Origin of the sequence: Enterococcus sp. DIV2371 (assembly GCF_050498525.1) — a bacterium.
Lineage (GTDB): Bacteria > Bacillota > Bacilli > Lactobacillales > Enterococcaceae > Enterococcus_B > Enterococcus_B mangumiae.
Map to the genome: position 1 here is coordinate 2,232,045 of NZ_JBIPAJ010000001.1, position 19,039 is coordinate 2,251,083.

At 38.4% G+C, this 19,039-nt stretch carries 11 protein-coding genes and 1 pseudogene; 1 reads left to right on the forward strand and 11 read right to left on the reverse strand.

Annotated elements, in window-relative coordinates; all coding sequences use genetic code 11:
• Positions 1 to 48: 48 nt before the first annotated feature.
• The 8 genes and pseudogenes from IGL24_RS10445 to zapA form a co-directional block, all read right to left on the reverse strand.
• Positions 49 to 1,947, reverse strand: a pseudogene (locus IGL24_RS10445) (fructose-1,6-bisphosphatase).
• Between the two features lie 269 nt (positions 1,948 to 2,216).
• On the reverse strand, positions 2,217 to 3,485 hold the full coding sequence (locus IGL24_RS10450; RefSeq protein WP_207699501.1) for an ABC transporter permease: 1,269 nt from the start codon (positions 3,483 to 3,485) through the stop codon (positions 2,217 to 2,219).
• Positions 3,478 to 4,377 carry an ABC transporter ATP-binding protein gene (locus tag IGL24_RS10455; RefSeq protein ID WP_206853486.1) on the reverse strand — a complete coding sequence of 300 codons (900 nt, stop codon included), beginning with the start codon at positions 4,375 to 4,377 and terminating at the stop codon, positions 3,478 to 3,480. Before IGL24_RS10455 ends, IGL24_RS10450 begins: the two co-directional genes overlap by 8 nt.
• Before the next feature lie 154 nt (positions 4,378 to 4,531).
• Positions 4,532 to 6,310 carry an excinuclease ABC subunit UvrC gene (uvrC, locus tag IGL24_RS10460; protein WP_207699502.1) on the reverse strand — a complete coding sequence of 593 codons (1,779 nt, stop codon included), beginning with the start codon at positions 6,308 to 6,310 and terminating at the stop codon, positions 4,532 to 4,534.
• Positions 6,311 to 6,580: 270 nt separating this feature from the next.
• Positions 6,581 to 6,895: a thioredoxin gene (trxA, locus tag IGL24_RS10465; RefSeq protein ID WP_206853482.1), complete on the reverse strand. Its 315-nt coding sequence runs from the start codon at positions 6,893 to 6,895 to the stop codon at positions 6,581 to 6,583.
• Between the two features lie 85 nt (positions 6,896 to 6,980).
• Complete coding sequence (locus IGL24_RS10470; protein ID WP_207114970.1) at positions 6,981 to 9,341, reverse strand: endonuclease MutS2; 2,361 nt, start codon at positions 9,339 to 9,341, stop codon at positions 6,981 to 6,983.
• Between the two features lie 105 nt (positions 9,342 to 9,446).
• Complete coding sequence (locus IGL24_RS10475; protein ID WP_206853478.1) at positions 9,447 to 9,995, reverse strand: CvpA family protein; 549 nt, start codon at positions 9,993 to 9,995, stop codon at positions 9,447 to 9,449.
• A 37-nt stretch (positions 9,996 to 10,032) separates the two neighbouring features.
• Positions 10,033 to 10,467: a cell division protein ZapA gene (zapA, locus tag IGL24_RS10480; protein ID WP_206853476.1), complete on the reverse strand. Its 435-nt coding sequence runs from the start codon at positions 10,465 to 10,467 to the stop codon at positions 10,033 to 10,035.
• Between the two features lie 1,115 nt (positions 10,468 to 11,582).
• On the opposite strand from zapA, the gene rnhC reads away from it, so the two are divergent.
• Positions 11,583 to 12,503, forward strand: a complete 921-nt coding sequence (gene rnhC, locus IGL24_RS10485) for a ribonuclease HIII (protein WP_207699503.1) — start codon at positions 11,583 to 11,585, stop codon at positions 12,501 to 12,503.
• Positions 12,504 to 12,674: 171 nt separating this feature from the next.
• On the opposite strand, the gene IGL24_RS10490 is transcribed toward rnhC, so the two are convergent.
• The 3 genes from IGL24_RS10490 to IGL24_RS10500 form a co-directional block, all read right to left on the reverse strand.
• Entirely contained in the window at positions 12,675 to 14,957 is a 2,283-nt protein-coding gene (locus IGL24_RS10490; protein WP_429966327.1) for a glycosyl hydrolase family 18 protein, read from the reverse strand.
• Between the two features lie 345 nt (positions 14,958 to 15,302).
• Positions 15,303 to 18,053: a glycosyl hydrolase family 18 protein gene (locus tag IGL24_RS10495; RefSeq protein ID WP_429966328.1), complete on the reverse strand. Its 2,751-nt coding sequence runs from the start codon at positions 18,051 to 18,053 to the stop codon at positions 15,303 to 15,305.
• A gap of 395 nt (positions 18,054 to 18,448) precedes the next feature.
• Positions 18,449 to 19,024, reverse strand: a complete 576-nt coding sequence (locus IGL24_RS10500) for a TetR/AcrR family transcriptional regulator (protein ID WP_206853468.1) — start codon at positions 19,022 to 19,024, stop codon at positions 18,449 to 18,451.
• Positions 19,025 to 19,039 lie beyond the last annotated feature (15 nt).

Here is a 19,039-nt window from a genome sequence, read left to right on the forward strand (position 1 = left end):
ACTAGTTGGGCGTTTCATTTAATTCCTGCAACAAATCTCAATCATTCATTAACTCTTGCGATATTCAAGTAATTTTTTTAGTTGTTGGATCTGACGTTGTAAGTCATTTCCTTTTGTGGTGTCTCGATTTAATTTTCGTGGCAGTTGTTGATCAATGACTTTTTTGACTTCTGCTAAACCATTCGCCGTTTCAAATTGTTCTTCGATCCCTAAAAAAGGATAATGCGTCACGATTTGAAACCCATAAGAGTTACATAGCAATGAGTAGCCAGCAATTCCTGTCGTTTGTTGATATGCTTTGGATAATCCGCCATCGATCACGAAGACCGTCCCATCGGCTTTGATCGGCGACTCTCCTTTTTTTACTTTGACAGGGGTGTGTCCATTGATGATCACTGAACCAACAAGAGAAACGCCAAATTCACGCCGGACTTTTTGACTCAACCACTCAGTATCTCGTAACCGATAATAGGGATTACTGACTTCTACATGTGTTTCTTTTTCTGCTAAATAATAACGCTCAAACGTCGCCATCTTGCTTTTACCAAATAGCGGAGAATATGGACCGCTCCAAGCATACCAGATCAAATCAGTCGCCAAATCTTCTTTTTCTCTCGGTGATCGGGCACTTTCACGAATCTGTTCCTCGAAGAAAGCCATCAAACGTTTCCCCTGATAAGTCTCATTTCCTAATTTAAAAGTTAGAAACTCCCCATTCTCATCTACTGGCATACATCCATGGAATAGCACACTCTGATTCGTGACTAGGTACATTCTTCCCTTTTCTAAAAGGAAAGCCATATGCTTTTACATACGAAGCGAATGCTGAAAAGAATACATCAAGGTATCAATCACTTGTCGCTCTTCTTCCGTCAAGCGATTTGGCTGCTCCACGGCGATCGTCTGGAAACAAGGATGATGGATCGTGTATTCTTTATCATCTAATCGTAAATGATTCTTTTCGTAATCGATGCTCATGAGTAAATCTCGATCGGCCATCTCAAATTCTGGACGTCGTTCTAACAGTTGCGATTCTAACTTGAATTGCATGATCGCAAGCGCTTGATGGATCTTCTCCATTTCTTCTCTTTCACGTTCCGTCGAGTCTTGCATATTTTTAGGCGTAAACAACGGATTCGTCTGGTACGTGTCTGTCGCAAACGAACATAAAGGACGAAGATTTAGCGCATATTCTTTTTCTAATTCAAACAAATAATTATACCGCGCAGCGATACGCAACAAGGTCAATAAACAAGTTTCAGAGCCACAATAAGCACCCAACCACAAAATATCATGATTTCCCCATTGGATATCAGTCGAAGGAAGTTCCATCAGGCGATCCATCACTTTAGCAGCTTGTGTCCCCCGATCAAAGATATCTCCGACTACGTGGACATGATCGATCACCATTCGCTGAATCGTACGGGCTAATTTTTTTAAAAAGCGTTCTTCTTCATTCATCTCGATCAGCTGATCAACGATTTTACGCACATAAGATTTTTTTCCTTGCACACGATCATCGATGTACAGTAATTCTTCAATAATATAACTATATTCTTTAGGCAATCCTTTTCTTACTTTTGACCTTGTATACTTGATAGAAGTGAATCGCAATAATTCGATCAACTGATGGATCAATGTCGCTTTGTCTTCATTTTCATACCAGTCAGTCGCTAGTGCGTACTCTGGATAAGCAACAAAAATCGTTAATCGTTTCATTTCCTCTTCACTCAAACAATCTTGAAACAAATCTTTGATTTTCTCACGCAGATTCCCTGAACCATTTCTTAAAATGTGATCAAACGCGGGAAACTCACCATGAATATCACTTAAAAATAATTCAGTTCCTTTGGGTAGTTGCAAGATCGCTTCTAAATTGATGATCTCCGTAATGACTTCTTCTTTTGTTGGAAATTTTTCTGACAATAACTCTAAATATTGATCCATCCAAACGCCTCCAAAATTGGTATACCTAAAATTATAGGATACATATCAACTTATTTCAACAAATACAGTAAACAAAACCATAAATAGGTATATGAGATACCGTCAAAGATACTTAAAAGAAGCCTCCGAGATACTAGCCCCAGCATTCTCCTTAACTTTAGATGATCGGTATGGCAAAGTTAACTTCTTCATAAAAAAGAGGCATCCGAAAATTATTAAAATTTTCAGATGCCTCGTCTTATTTTAGCTGAACACTACTTGTCACAGCTTTACGCTTTATTTCTTTTCCGTTCATTCTTCATGATCGAAATCGATTGTTTCAATGAAGTCCAAATACCACCTTCACTGTATACAAGAACGTTTGACTTATACATATTCGCAGATAGGAACATCAATACAAATGTGATGATCACTAACACGACTAGTGAGATCAATGCGCCACTTATTTCAACCGTTTCATTTGCCAAGCGGATTGGCATGATATAAGAAGATAAAAATGGAATATATGACGTGATGCGAATCACGATGTTATTAGGATCAGATGCGCCAAGGATCAAGCCGAGCATATACCCACCTAAAGAAAGGTAAGTTACTGGTAGGATCGCTTTTGCTGTATCTTCGGCTTTGTTGACTAATGAACCACACAATGCCGCTAAGACAGAGTAGATCAAGATACCAAAGAACATGAATAGTAGAGAGTACCATAAGAATGGACCGAAAATACTATCGAGAGAAATCCCATCTAGTACATTTTTTACGATCTCCATATCTTTGAACTGGTTGAACCCTACAGCAAAGATGATGCCGTATAAAGCCATTTGAGTGACGGCTACTAATAGTACACCGGTCAGTTTACCATAAAAATGTTTTTGAGCCGTGGTACTAGATAAAATCACTTCCATGATTCTTGTGCCTTTTTCTGAAGCAATCTCTTGTGCAATGATTTGTGCATACGTCAAAATGATAATAAATAAAATGATCGTAGCCACATAGCTAACTGCATATTGAACCGCTGAGTTATCTTCTCCAATTGTCATTTCACCATTTGCATCGAAGCTGACTTTTTGTCTTGAGAATGACGCCGGTTGGCTTAAAGCCGCCACTTCTTCTGGAGAGATCCCTAAACTACTTGCCCGCATCATCGACTGTAAGCCCGTCAACTGCTGTTGGATCAACAGTTGTGTAGCTTGGCCTAATGAGTTTTCACTGAATAATTCTCCAGTTACTTCGCCATTATCTGTTGTGACGACCATATAAGCATCGATTTTTTCATCAGATAACTCACTTTTAGCTTCATCTTCTGATGAGAAAGCTTCAAAGTGGAAATCCCCCATGTCTGATTGGCTCAAATAATCAGTGATTTGTTGATCTTCAGCAATCACACCGATTTTATCTGTTTCGCTATTTTGTTGCGCAAAATTCCCTGCCAAATAGATAACACCCATCAAGATAAATGGTACAAGGATCATAATAATAAACGAAATCGATTTCACATTTTTCAAATATACATCTTTAGTGATGATCCAAAACTTACGCATGTAGCTCACCTGCTTTCATCTTGAAGATTTCCTCTAAAGTAGGTGGTTGTTGATTGAACATCGGGATATAACCAAATTGTGTTGCCCGAGTAAAGATCTCTTTTCCGACATCTGGATGATCTAGCGTGATCTCCAACGATTGATCTTCACGAAGAACCACTTTTTGAACGCCTTCGATTTCTTCAATTTCTTGTTGCGACAAGCCAGATTCCAAAAACAGCTTTGTCCGTCCAAACGCTTCACGAATCTCGTGGACTTTTCCATCTAACACCATCTCGCCATTACGCAACATGATCAAATGGTCACAAATCTTCTCAACATTGTCCATGTTATGACTGGAAAAAATGACACATGAGCCATTCTTCTTCAACTCAATGATCCCATCTTTCAGTAACTCTGCATTGACTGGGTCTAAGCCACTGAAGGGTTCATCTAAAATGATCAGCTTAGGTTCGTGGATCAGTGTTGCAATCAGTTGGACTTTTTGCTGATTCCCTTTTGATAAGGACTTTACTTTATCTGTTTTCTTTCCTTTTACTTGGAATTTCTCCATCCAAAAGTCGATCTTCGGTTCAATCTCTTTTTTGGTTTTCCCACGCAATTCAGCAAAATAGATCAACTGTTCTTGAATTGAGACTTTGGGATAAAGCCCTCTTTCTTCAGGTAAATACCCAATGATATCGTAATCTTTTTCACTCAAGTGATGACCATTCCATAACACTTCTCCTTGATCTTGCGTCAAAAAATCTAAAATCAACCGAAAAGTCGTTGTCTTCCCTGCACCATTTTGCCCAATCAATCCCATGATTTTCCCGTCAGGTATTTGAAAAGAAACGTGATCAACAGCTGTATAACTGCCAAACGTCTTTACTAAATCCTTTACTTCTAACATTTTTTCACTCCTTTATCCTAAACTTCTATATCCATTACGTGACAACAAAAAAATAATTGCGAAACAAAAACTATTGTTATTGTTTTTTATTGTACATATGAAAATGATAGGACACTTTACAGTTTTTGTAAAGCGCCCTCAATCCAAATTTTTTTCAACTTTCATGCAGTTTATTGAATACATTTTGTGCCACATTTTTCGGTAGACCAATCTCTTGTAATTCTTCGATCGATGCTGCGGTGATGTTTTTTAACGATTTGAACTCTTTTAACAACATTTTTTTCCGTTTTGGACCTAATCCTTCAATTTCATCCAAGCGCGAAGCAAAACTATTCTTACTACGTAGTTGGCGGTGAAATGTGATCGCAAACCGATGGACTTCATCTTGGATGCGTTGCAATAAAAAGAACTCCGGCGAATTTCTTTCAAGGGGTACGACTTCCAATTCATTTCCGAACAATAATTCATTTGTTTTATGTTTGTCGTTTTTAGCCATCCCAGCTACTGGAATGTCGATTCCTAATTGATTTTCGAGAACATCTTTTGCTACATCCACTTGACCTTTCCCACCATCGATCAAAATAAGATCAGGTAAAGGAAGTTCTTCTCGTATCACCCGAGCGTAACGACGGTAGATCACTTCTCGCATGGAGGCATAGTCGTCTGGTCCGACAACCGTTTTTATTTTATATTTTCGATACTCTTTTTTTGCTGGTTTTCCGTCGATAAATACGACCATGGCAGCAACTGGATCAGTCCCCATAATATTAGAGTTATCAAACGATTCGATGCGGATAGGTGCTGGAATGTTCATAGCATTACCTAGACGTTCGATGGCACCAATCGTTCGTTCTTGTTTTCTAGCAATTAAATCAAAGCGTTCGTTCAATGCGACTCTTGCATTTTTACTGGCTAGCTCCACTAATTTTTTCTTTTCACCACGTTTTGGTTGGATGACCTTAGTCGCTAACAATGCTTCCACACTTGGCTGATCGATCGTATCAGGAATCACGACTTCTTTTGGAATGAAGTGTTCATTTTCTTGATAAAATTGACCGATGTACGTTAAGAAATCTTCTTCAGCTTCATTATAAAAAGGAATGATCGATACATCTCGTTCAATCAACTTTCCTTGACGTACAAAGAATACTTGGACACACATCCACCCTTTGTCAATCGCATAGCCAAAGACATCGCGATCGATCAAATCGGTATTCGTCATTTTTTGTCTTGTCATGATCGTTTCGATCGCTCTGATTTGATCTCGGTATTCTGCTGCTTTTTCAAATTCCATATTTTCTGCCGCTTTATTCATTTTCTCATGGATCTCAGTTTCGATTGTTTCATAACCGCCATTCAAAAAGCGTTTGACTTCATTCACGATGCTGGTATATTCCGCTGGATCTACATCAAAATAATAAGGACATAAACACTGACCTAAATGATAGTAAAGACAAGGTTCCTTTGTCTGACTGGGTTTGCATTTTCGCAGTGGAAATAAACGATCTAAAATCTTTTTCGTTTCATTCGCTGCACCTACGTCGGGATAAGGTCCGAAGTAAAAAGCTTTATCTTTTAAGACCTTCCGAGTAATCACTAACCGTGGATATTTTTCATTCGTGATTTTTAAAAAAGGATATGTTTTATCATCCTTTAGCATAATGTTGTACTTAGGATCATTCTTTTTGATCAAATTGATTTCTAAAAGTAAAGCTTCGATATTAGATTCTGTGACGATATATTCAAAATCCTCGATCTCACTGACTAATCGCTCGGTTTTCGTGTTATGACTTCCCGTAAAATAGGAACGCACACGATTTTTCAAGACCTTGGCTTTTCCTACATAAATGATCGTGCCGTTTTTGTCTTTCATCAAATAGCAGCCAGGCTGATCAGGTAGTAATGCCAATTTATTTTTTATTCGTTCATTCATGATGACTGCTCCTTTACATTTCCGATATCGCTATTATAACAGAGGTTGGAAGAGAAGTACCAAGGGAAGAGAAATAAGAATGTTTTTTAAAAGTCTGTTCTGTAAAACTTTGTTTCTCTTCCCGATTTTTCAAAAAAATTACTTCTAGCTCGCTTGATCTACTTTTTGTATTTCACAGCCCCAGCCCTTTAGATGGTTTTTAAGTCGCAAAAAAACCGAGACAGCAATCCATATGATTGTTGTCTCAGTCTGATTTAGTGGTTACTTATCTTATAAGTGTTGGGCAATCATTTGACGTAATTGCTCTTTTGATTGGACACCGATCGCTTTTTCGACTACTTCGCCGTCTTTTTTCAAAAGTAATGTTGGAATACTCATGATCCCGAATTGTTGAGGCGTTTCAGGATTTTCATCAACATCCATCTTCACGATTCTGAATTCATCTTCATCGTATTCTTCTTCTAGTTGGTCTAGAATTGGCGCTTGCATTCGACAAGGTCCACACCAAGTTGCCCAAAAGTCGATCAAAACTAATCCTTTATCTGTTTCTTCGTTGAATGTTGCATCTGTAATTACTTGAGCCATATCAAAGACCTCCATTTATTAGTCTATTCTTAGTATAGCACTATTGATGTTGAGATACGAGCTATTTGCTTACCTTTAGTAAGTTTTATTTAAATTTAACAATCGTCGCACCATTACCACCTTGGTTTCCTGGCGCAAAATCAAAGCTCTTCACACTGCGATGATTTTTCAAATAATCGGTGATTCCTGTTCTTAATGCACCTGTCCCTTTTCCATGGACGATCGTTACTTGAGCATAGCCAGCTAAGATTGCCGCATCTAAATATAGATCGACTTCATTCAGTGCTTCTTCATAGCGTTTCCCACGAAGATCAAGTTGGTTAGAGACCGCTGAATTAGCATCTGAGCGAACAGTATGGATCACTCGTTGTTGTGGTTCTTTTTGTGGCGCGATCGGTGTCAATTCGCTTTCAGAGACATTCATCTTTAAGATACCAATCTCCACCTGCCACTGGTTGCCATTTTTACGTAATAACGTACCACGTTGCCCATAAGTCGTGACTAACACTTCATCACCTGGTTTTAACGTTTTCTGTTCTTTCGCTTTTTTCAAGACTTTATTTTTCTTCAGTTGTTCTTCTTGATGCAAGTTTGCCAGTTGTGATTTTGCATCGATCAATTGATGCTCCTTCACTGTCCCTTGTCCTACTTGTTTTTGTAAATTGCGAATATCTGCGATGATTTTTTCTGCATTCTCTTCTGCTTCAGAAACGAGCGCATTGGCTTTTTGTTTTGCTTTTGCCATTTCTTGTTCACGTTCTTCAAAGAAGTAACTGTATGCTTCTTTCAAATCATTGTAAAGGCGTTGCGCTTCATCGACATAATGACGCATTTCTAAATATTCTGTTTCTGCCATTTTTCGACGATTTTCTAAGTCAGTGATCATTTCGTTCAGGTCTTGACTTTCATCATTCATCAATTGCTTTGCTTCATCGATGACTTGGTTGTCTAACCCTAGACGACTTGAAATCTCAAATGCATTACTTCTACCCGGTACACCGATCAACAGACGGTAAGTCGGGCTAAGGGTATCCACATTGAACTCCATACTTGCATTGATGGTATTTGAACGATTGTAGCCATAGACTTTCAATTCAGGATAGTGAGTCGTTGCCATCACGTATGCTGATTTCTTTCCAAGATCATCTAAAATAGCGATCGCCAAAGCCGCACCTTCTTGCGGATCAGTTCCCGCACCTAGTTCGTCAAATAAAACTAAACTTTTTTCATTGACTTTTGAAAGGATATCCACAGTGTTCGTCATATGTGAGGAGAAAGTCGATAAACTCTGTTCGATCGATTGTTCATCCCCGATATCTGCAAAAATATCTTCAAAGATCCCGATTTGGCTCTCTTCATCCGCTGGGATCGGTAAACCTGCTTGCCCCATCAGTTGCAATAAGCCGAGTGTTTTCAAGGTGATTGTTTTCCCACCAGTATTCGGCCCAGTAATGACGATGGCTTGATAGTTTTCCCCAATCGAGATATCGTTTGGCACAACTTTCTCTTGATCAATCAACGGGTGTCTAGCTTGCTTCAAATCAACAATGTTTTCTGTGCTGATCGTTGGCACGATCGCCTTCAATTCTTTCCCAAAACGTGCTTTCGCATTCATCAAATCCATTTTACCGATGACAAATGCATTGTGGAGGATCTCTTGACGATGAGGGACTAACTCTGCTGATAATTCACTTAAAATTCGTTGGATCTCATTGCGTTCCGCGATTTGGTACTGGCGCAAACGATTATTCAATTCAACGACTTGTTTTGGCTCGACGAATAATGTTTGACCCGAAGAACTTTGGTCGTGGACGACACCACCAAAGACACCACGATATTCTTGTTTTACTGGAATAACATAGCGATCATTTCGCATCGTGATGATGGCATCGCTCAGGTATTTGGCATTTTTTCCACGGACGATCCCATCTAGTTGTTCTCTGACCGCTTGTTCACTTCTCCGGATATTTTGGCGGATCGTCTTCAACTCAGGAGACGCATCGTCTGTCACCCGGCCATCATCGTCGATTGCTTCTTTCAAGCGACGACTTAGTGAAGGAATCGCAACTAATTGATCGGACCAAAAATAAAGACGTTCAAACTCGATTTCGCTATCTGCTAGATCATCAATGAAACGACGTAATTCGCTAGTGGTAGAAAGAACGCGTGACACTTGTGCGAGTTCAAGCCCATTCAGATCAGCACCGATCTCGATTCGTTTCATATGGGGGCGAATATTTTCTAATTTAGGGATCGGGATACCGCCACGTAGGCGTTGGACTTTTAGACCATCCTCCGTTTCGTTTAACCAGTATCTGATCGTTTCTTCTTCATTCACTGGCACAAGTTGAGCTAATTCTTCTTGCCCTTGTGCTGTGATCACGAACTGTCGCACTTGTTGTTTTACTTTTTCAAACTCTAATGTTTCAAGGATACGTTTATTCATTTTTTTCACCTTACTTTCACTAAAAAAGAGGCAGAGGGCTAAGCAGTCTACAAGACTAACCGACACCTTCATAGCCTCTGTCATTGACAAGAAATAATCTCTTACTTAATTGATCACTTGTGTCACCCATAGATCATAGATCCTATTTGCTAAAATCGGTGTTCGCTCGACCATAAATGTCGCCAGGTTATTGCCGCTGAATTGATTTTGGATAAATCCTACTGGAATAAACGTCAGCAAACGCAAAACTAAAAACAACGAAATATAGGTAATGATGACGGACAAGACTCCTCCTGCCACCCAATCCAATTGTTTGAGTACTGGAATGAACGTCAATCCGTGCGCGAAAACCCCGATGAATCGTGTAATCAGCCAACCGACAAATAAAATGATCAAGAACGCCACACCTGCATAAAAAGCTTCATCTAATTTGAACGAAAACGCTTGATCAAAAAAAACTAAGTTAGAATTAGCTGTTACCGCAGGATAAGGAATAAATAATTGCAGATGACTGGCTAAGGTTTTGTAATAGGTTTGCGCTACTAGAAACGATACAAAATAGCCAATCAGATAGATGGCTTGTAACGCAAAGCCGCGACTTGCCCCAGAAAAAAATGCAATCAGCAAAATAAATAAAATCAAAAGACTAAGCATACATTCTTCCTTTCTCTTCTATATAATACTTATTATATCAGTTCGAAGATCTTTGTTTGATTTGATCTTTTCTTTTTTCGTTTAAAATCTGTTGAGCTTCCACATGATTTTTGATCTCATGGTCGCTTCCACTTTCTTTTAATACTTCTCGTGCTTCATTTTCAATCGCTTCGATTCGTTTGATGCGATTCTCCATTTCTGTGTATCTGACCATTTTTTGTTTCAGTTCAGTGACTTCTTTGATCAATTTCAGATTCTTTTCCTGTCTTTTCAATTGATCTGAAAATGCATTGACTGCTAATAAAATAGCTGCTTGTTCATTGTCTAATTGAGGGGACAATTCTTTTAATTCAGCTAATTGTTCATTGATTAGTTTCGTGACCATATCCATATGCTGTTTTGACTCTTGCCCGATAATGGTATATGTTTGATCTGCAATCACAGCTTTATAGCGTGTTTTTTCATGTGACATATGAATCCGTCTCCTCCTATTGCCAAAAATATTAACTAGTGTACCATATAGTTAAGTAATTAACTGTACACATAAGGCTTCATTATAAATACTTTACTATTATATGATAAACTTTGCAAAAATGCTATGTGTGCATTGATTTCAAATCAGCTGGACCTAGTCAAAAAAACCTTTTCACACAGCTTGATCGAAACAGGAGGAATCAACAGTTAAATTAAGTCTATAGATACCTATAAAATTAGCATCTAAACTGCAAGATATGGCGTATTTTTAGTTATGAAAGGATAATGATAACGTCGATTTAGTTGAACAATTGCCAATAAAGTCATCGGTCTACAAATTTTTTTGACTGGGAACTATTCTTAGTATCAAAGCTTTAGCAGTTGCCTAAACAGCTGAATCTACAAAAAGAGGGACGAAATAGTAAGAAGAAAATTGAACGCTTTTGTGTCGGTTACAGCGCAAAGCTTCTCAAAAATGCGAGATGAATAAGGAGGGAACCCTATTTGTCAAAACATGTAACATCTATAAATTAAAAAAATGACAGATACAGCGAAAACAAGCAAATCTTCGTCAGAACTCTATTCATCAAACAACGACAGAGATCGTGAAAACCAAATGATCAAAAATTGTTGCTGAAACATTGGATGTAAAGGTCATGATGAAAAATAAGCATTTAACCAAATCAGTAGCGAAAGTTCTATGGATTCAAACGTCAGTTTCAATAGAAATTTGAAAATGATGGCCTTGAGTGAATAGAAGCAGATCGATTTTATCTAAGTTCTAAACGATGCCACAAAGATTGGACATAAGAAAATAGGTTTAAAAATGTCTGATCGCAATGATCATTACGAGAACTGAAGTTATACAATAGATCGAGGTAAGACCAGTCTGAATTTAGCGAGTTATCGTAATTGATTTACGGTTTTTTAATCAAATAAAAACCTAGAATGATAGGATTCGTTGTATCCGAATTAACGCCTGTGGAGTGTCAGAACAAACGAGAGTAGCAAGAAAGTGGCAAAATCGGACACGGAGAAACAGGAATCAAACATTGATCTGACAACTTTTATTGTTGGTTAGAAATATTTATAGATTTTTTGGCAACGGAACGAATGAGTAATATTATCTTAAAAGTAACACCAAATCAACTAGCAACGATGAAAGACGCCTATCGTGCGTTTTTAGTACAAAAGCCAATCCCTTATACCCATTTTTCAGCTAAGAAAAATGGAACGACGATCACCGCCTATACGTCAGGTAAAGTGATGTTCCAAGGAAGCGGCGCCGAACAAGAAGCAGCCAAATGGGGAACTCCCCTTGCGCCAAAAAAATCATCTCAAGCTGGCGCTGGTTCTGCTTCCTTACCAAAGGATTTACAAACGCTCTCTGTGTTGGGTAGTGATGAAGTCGGCAACGGCAGCTACTTTGGTCCATTGACTGTTTGTGCTGCTTATGTAGACCAGACAAAACTTAAAGAATTACGCACATTAGGTGTCAAAGATTCAAAAAAACTAAAAGATGCGCAGATTATCCAATTAGCCAAAGTGTTAAAGGAAACAATCCCTTATCAATTATTGGTTTTACCGCCTAAAAAATACAATGAGATCCAACCCACGTACAATGCAGTGCGGATGAAAGTTGCTTTGCACAATCAAGCCATCCACTTATTGTTACAAAAGATTGCGCCTGTCAAACCGGATGCCATTTTGATCGATCAGTTCACACCGGAAGCTAACTTTAAAAAATATGCCCGCTCAGAAAAAAATCAAATACAAGAAAAACTTTACTTTGTAACGAAAGGTGAACAATATCATTTAGCGGTTGCTGCAGCCTCGATCATTAGTCGAGCAAGCTTTTTAGAAGAGTTGGATAAAGCTTCCGCTGAACTTGGGATCACTCTCCCATCTGGCGCTGGTACAAAATCTGATCAAGTAGCTGCAGCCATCCTAAAAAAAGATGGCGAAGCTTTATTGGCAAATTATGCAAAATTACATTTTGCGAATACGGAAAAAGCAAAAAAACTTGCCAATTAAGTATTTGTTATAAAACTCTTGCAATTAGAATTGCAGGATCAATCAATTGATTTTTTACGTCACTATTTAAAACAAAGATCCTCGTTGCGTATTGTTTGAACAGCAACGAGGATCTTTGTTTTTTTTAACGGTTCATAAAAATATAGCTAACTGTCCACTCAAAAATACAAGTTAATTAATCAAATCCCATGGTCCCCATTGTTGCGTTCCGGGCTCATCACCTCGTGTCCACCACTTCGCTTGATACGTATGCCCTAAGTGTGTGACTCTGTCCCCAGCAACATAGATTTGTGTCTGATCCCACGCCGGGTATCCAGGCGTAACAGTATCTAACGTTTGAACGATCACCGGTTGACTGGCAGCCGAGACATTGTTTGACGCATCAAAGGCTTTGACTGTATAAGTGTATACCATATCAGGTGTTAACCCGGTATCTGTAAAGGATGGTGTACGTGGTTGTCCAACTAATTGACCATCACGGTAAACATAGTAACCAGCTACTCGGTGATTATCCGTCGAAGCTGTCCAACCCAATGTCACTTCTGTCGCATCTATTGCTGTTGCTGCCACATTAGTTGGAATCGATGGTGCTTCGACATCAGAAGGATCTGGGTCTTCTGCACCAAAAATCACTTGGTGATTGATCTCGATACCATCCGTACCAATTCGTTGGCTTAAAGTCATCGTGTCGAAATGATCCACCGAAACGACGGAATCATCGGATTGTAGTCGGAAATCATAAGAATCTCCTGGCGCGATTTCTCTTCCATCATAAACAGAAGATAGATCAACAGTCACTGTGCTGTCATCCATAGTGACAGTTCCAGCTTTATAATCGCCTGCACTTAATGTTTCATTGCTATTCAGATCGATCGTAAATTTAGGCAATTTAACTGTTTTCTGGGCCGCTTCAACAGCGCTTAATACAGTAGATGACTCTGTTAATGTTTCATTATTTGTTACCGTGATTTCGTATCCGCTTACATTGTTTTCAGTATAAGGAATGATTTCAACGTCGATAGCTAAAGGTGCAGTGACGATTTCATGCTGTGGTAATGGCGTATTACCAAATAATCCATCTTTGATCGCATTCGTCAGCTCATCACGCTTTGTACTCGTGGTTTCTTTGTCTTGTGACTGCATCCAAGAAATCACACCACCCAATTCTTCTTCCTGCACATATTGCGTTTTGTATCCGATCGAGCGCACATTATCGAAACTGAAAAATTCACCTGTTTCTGAACTATACATGTAAGGCGCCTTTGCGACATCGTCCCAATATTCAGTCAATCCACTTGTCGCATTGATCAAATCTGGAATATTGCGGTAAGGCCAAACACCACCGGCTCTACCACCATCGCCTACTACTAATGGACTTTTATTTTTCGCACCGAAAGTTGGTGAAAGATCGGCGTTTCGATTGCTTTGTTCGGCTGTTTGGAACAATCCAGGTAGTAAAGGATCATTGCCCTCTGCTACTTCATGCCAACCACGTGTGTAAAAAGCAGCACCGATTACGATTTTCTCAGCTGGAGCACCTTCATTTCGTAAAAATTGGACCGTCTGATCGACTGAAAGGCCTTGGTTATAATTAGGATCAGCCGGATTGCCATAAAGTGCGGTATGATGGCCACTGCGATCTCCCCAGCCACCGTTCATGTCATAGGTCATGATATTGGCAAAATCAACAACTTCAAATAGACCGTCAATATCGATCCCAGCAGTTAGTCTGCCTTGAGATGCAGGTAGTGCTACTGATAACTCATAGGTTTTCCCTAATTCTTCTCCTTGTTCATCAATGGATTCACGAATCTCATTAAGTAAAGTAATATAATTTTCTTTATCTTCTGGTATCGCATGTGGCGTTCCTTCATCGTTGACATTATCTACCAAGTCAGGCTGGCGAACGTCAACAGGATACTCCCAATCGACATCGACAAAATCCATATTCGTGTATTTGATAAATCGAGTGACATTTTCTACCAAATTCTGTCGTTTGACTGGATCAGCGGCTACTTCAGAAAAATCACCTGATTTAGACCAACCACCTAAAGAAACCCCAATTCTCATATTTGGATTTTTTCCACGCAGATCCTGAATGGCATTCAAGATACCCGAGCTTGCTGAGTTCCACTGAACTCCTGTTTGTCCAACAGGCGCACCTACCGCTGCATCAGCATCCGTAAATTCTAAATCCCCATTGCTGTCAAAATCTAAAAAGGCAAAGTTCAAGTGAGTGATTTGATCGGCAGGAATATCTTTAGGATAGAAATTCCCTTCTCCACCCCAAATCGACCAATCCCCATAGTACATGACGTTACGATAAGGAGCCTCTTGTGTTTGTTGAACCTCTTCAGCATGAACCTCAGGCGCCTCAGAAAATGCTGGAAATGCCATCGAAACAACCGAAGAAAATAACAAAGCGACCAAACTGACTTTCTTTATTTTTTTCATATTTTTCTTTTCTCCCTTTTCATCATTTTTGTTAGCGAAAAAAAACACGATTAAATATTATGGATTTTTAGTTATTTTACCACTCCTTATCACATTAGAAATTAAGTAAAAAAATATTATAAATCTATTACAAATATGAATTTAACATTATTTTATTTTTAATGCAAATATTTGCAATCGGTTTCAAATTTATTTTTTTAGTTATTTTAACTAAATGAACTTTGCATTTATTTTAACTAACATTTTTTTTGAGATGAATCTTAGAAAATAAGATAAATAACAAAATAGAATAACGATACGTAAAAAAAGAACAAGGCAAGCAGCCTTGTTCTTTTTAAATCTAGATTAGCCAATCAGTTCCCATGGTCCCCATTGTTCAGTTCCTGGCTCGTTACCTTGAGTCCACCATTTTGCGCGATACTTGTTGCCTTTATGAGTGACTACTTCTCCTGCAACATAACCTTTTTTACTATCCCAATCGCCTTCGATTGACGGAGTTGTTTCATCTGAATCGATTAATTCCCATGGTCCCCATTGTTCAGTCCCTGGCTCATTGCCACGAGTCCACCATTTTGCACGGTATGTTTTGCCTTTATGAGTCACTACGTCTCCTGCATTGTAATCTTTCTTCGGATCCCATTCACCTTCAGCTGGCGGAGTTGTTTCTTCTAAAGTTTTGACAACTAGTGCTTTACTTTCTTCTGAAACATTTCCTGCTGCATCAAATGCTTTTACTGTATATGTGTATTCGGTATTTGGTGTCAAACCAGCATCAGCAAATGTAGTTGTTGCTGTTTGACCTACTTGTTTGCCATCACGGAAAACATAGTAACCTGCTACTGCTACATTGTCAGTTGAACGAGTCCAAGACAATGAGACATTTTTCTCACCGATCGTTGAAGCTTTCAAATCTACTGGAATTGAAGGTGCTTCTAAATCTGCCGGTGCTTTTTCTAATGTTTTTACAACTAATGCTTTACTTTCTTGTGACACATTTCCCGCGCGATCAAATGCTTTTACTGTATATGAATATTCAGTATTTTCAGTTAGACCTACATCAGTAAATGTAGTTGTTGCTGATTGACCTACTTGTTTGCCATCACGGAAAATATAGTAGCCCGCTACTGCTTTATCATCTGTTGATTTTGTCCATGATAGTGAAACATTTGTTTCGCCGATCGTTGTAGTTGTAAGACCTGTTGGTACTGACGGTGCTTCTGTATCCGGTGTACCTGGTTCAGTTGTTGAGCCTTCACCAAAGATGACTTGTTTATTGATTTCAATTCCTTCATCACCAATTCTTTGGCTTAAAGTGATTGAGTCGATATTGTCAACAGCGACATCTGCTTCAGCAGCGCTTGAGCTTAATCTGAACTCATAAGATGCACCTGGCTTGATTTCTTTCCCATCGTAAACAGAAGACAAATCAACGATTGCAGCGCCATCCACGTTTGTTACTTTACCTGCTTTGTAATCGCCAGCGCCAAGTTTTTCATTTGTCGCCATTGGAATCACTAACTTAGGTAATTTGATTGTTTCTTGTGAAAATTCAACTAATTTCAATACAGAAGAAGTTTCTTCCATTTTTTCCTTGTTCGTAATTTTTACATCGTAACCACTCACGCCATATTGTGTATACGTTGAGATCTCAACATCGACATCCAATGGCGTACTCTTGATTTTAAATTCTGGAAGTTTTTCACTGCCAAACAATCCTTGTTTGATTGCATTGGTCAATTTATCGCGTTTTGTTCCAGTTGTTTCTTTATCTTGTGATTGTTGCCATGAAATGATTCCACCAAGTTGATTTTCTTTCACATACTCAGTTTTATAAGTGACTGATTTTTCATTTTCATAAGTAAAGAATTCGCCAGTTGTTTCGCTGTACATAAATGGCGCTTTCGCTACGTCATCCCAATATTCTTTCAAGCCAGAAGTATTGCCAAGTAAAGTTGTGATATCTCGATATGGCCATACACCACTTGCGCGTCCACCGTCACCTACTGTTAATGGATTTTTATTTTTTGCTCCATAACTTGGTGTTTGGTCCGCATCTTTATTTGATTGTGTTGCTTTTTGGAATAATCCTGGAGTTTCTGCATTGTCCCCTTTTGCTACTTCGTTCCATCCACGAGTATAGAATGCTGCACCAATAACGATTTTCTCTGAAGGCGCACCTTTTTCACGTAGGTATTCAACTGTTTGGTCAACAGAAAAACCATTGTCATAGTTAGGATCATCTGGATTTCCATAAAGTGCTGAATGGTGACCACTTGTGTCCGCCCATGCACCAGTTAAGTCATAAGTCATGACATTTGCGAAGTCTACAACTTCAAATAATCGTTTTACGTCGATTCCTGAATTTAATTTTCCTTGTGCTGCTGGTAATGCCACAGACAATTCATATGTTTTACCTAATTCTTCACCTTGTTTGTCGATCGTTTCGCGAATTTCGTTCAATAATGTTATGTAATTTTCTTTGTCTTCTGGTTTTGCGTGTGGTGTTCCTTCGTCATTTTTGTTATCCACTAAATCTGGTTGACGAACATCGGCTGGATACTCCCAGTCCACATCCACAAAGTCCATATTTGTATACTTAATAAATTTTGCGACATTATCTACAAGGTTCTTACGTTTCGTTGGGTTTGCTGCTACTTCAGAGAAATCACCTGATTTAGACCAACCACCTAATGAAACACCAATTTTCATGTTTGGATTTTTTCCACGTAAATCTTGAATTGCATTTAAGATACCAGAACTAGCAGAATTCCATTGTACGCCCGGTAATCCAACAGGTGCGCCAGTCGCTGCGTCTGCATCAGTAAAGACTAACTCGCCATTACTATCAAAATCTAAAAAGGCAAAATTCAGGTGTGTCAATTGATCAGCTGGGATATCTTTTGGATAAAAGTTTCCTTCGCCGCCCCAAATCGACCAGTCACCATAGTACATTACGTTTCTATAACTTGCTTGCTGTTCAGTCTGTTGGATTTCTTCAGCATTCACTACAGACAATTGTCCAACTGTAGGAAGTGCTGTTGAAACAACAGAAGAAAATAACATTGCTGCCAACCCAATTTTTTTAACACTTTTCATTTTTAACTCTCCCCTTTTTTTACCCTATTCACTTTTCAAAAAACAGTTTATGTAACCAAAAAACACACAAATATGTTATTCATTCCCCCTCTATTTCTTTCAAATAGTGAGTTAAACTCATGAAGCTTGTGTTGCTAAAAAAATATTATCACCTGATAATAGCCTTTTCAAGCGTTTCCTTAAAATTAATTTATAAATCGATTAAAACACAATGGTTATATTTCTATTTTATAATTGTTATTATTAAAAATCTTTATATTCCTTATTTTTTAACTCTTTTTCTCAATTACCATATAAATTAGATATCACTCATTATTCTAATCTAAAAATAACAATCATCTAAAAAAGAATAACAAAAAAACTTCAAAAGAATCAAAAAGACTCTTTTGAAGTTTTTACTCAGCTAATACACCGTGAAGATATAAATCGATCAATTGTTCGACACTAAATGGATTTTCAAGTGAATTTGACGATTCCGTAATGTATGGTGCTAACAGAAGAAAAAAATGTTTTGCAGCTATTTCTGTTGTAACATGCGTACGCATCAAAGGCTGATTTGTCGAAAAGATCACTTCAAATGGTTCACGATAACTTTTTTTCCACAAGCTAAAAAGATGATTTCTCGTCTCGGCAGAAAGGTTTGATTTTAAATCATGGTGCATCATAAAAAGGTCTAAAAGATGGGTATCGATCAAATACTTCGTCATTTTAGTCAAAGATTGTTTAAAATCAAGTTTATTCTCTTCTAAAATCGCTCTTAAGTCTGTACCTACAGTACTCAAATGCTCTTCTAAAACTGCACAATACAATTTTTCTTTATCACTAAAATAATGATAAAGGTTTGGTTGGGTAATTCCAGCATTTTTGGCAATCTCCCGTGTTGAAGTTCCTTGATAGCCTTTTGACATAAATAAACGATTCGCTTCTTTTAAAATTTTCTCTTGTGTATCCTTATTGTATCGATGGACCAAATTTTACACCCTCTG